Below are 518 nucleotides of genomic sequence, written 5' to 3' on the forward strand. Positions count from 1 at the left end.
TTAAGAAAATTTTAGTCCTGTTTTGCGTAGCTTTTACCGGCGCGTGCAGTTCCTTTGATGGGGATGGTTTGACAAATGGCTCATATTCTCAAGGAAAACGTCTTGATCCGAATTGTGATCATTATGCTGTCGGTGGTAGTGGTGGCGGTTGTACACCGGCAGGTCAATGGCATCTTAAAGATAAACAAGGACAAAGAGTACCATTCTAGTTTTTAAAAATGATTGTAGAACGGGCATTTAATTATTTAGGCCGCCTGAAATTTGGTTTTCAGACGGCCTTTGTTTTAGAGTAGATCCTGGATGGCTGAACGCTCTTCTTCCAATTCGGCCAGCGTAGCGGCAATACGTTTTTGGCTGAATTCGTCCGACAAATCCAAGCCCTGGACGATGCGGTAGCTGCCTTCGTTACAAATGACGGGGAAGCCGAAAATCAAACCTTCGGGAATGCCGTAAGAGCCGTCGGATGGAACGCCCATGGTTATCCATTTACCACTGCTGCCGAGCAACCAGTCGCGCAG

The 518-nt window shown here is 46.7% G+C and carries 1 protein-coding gene and 1 pseudogene; one reads left to right on the forward strand and one right to left on the reverse strand.

Features of this window, described 5'->3' with window-relative positions:
• A partial coding sequence (locus ACTHUR_RS18270; protein WP_440400178.1) for a hypothetical protein occupies window positions 1-209 on the forward strand: 209 nt, incomplete at its 5' end.
• 75 nt (window positions 210-284) lie between these two features.
• Here the strand turns inward: ACTHUR_RS18270 and ACTHUR_RS18275 are convergent.
• A pseudogene (locus ACTHUR_RS18275) lies at window positions 285-518 on the reverse strand (malate dehydrogenase); the annotation flags it as partial.

Source organism: Neisseria sp. P0021.S007, from assembly GCF_051956855.1.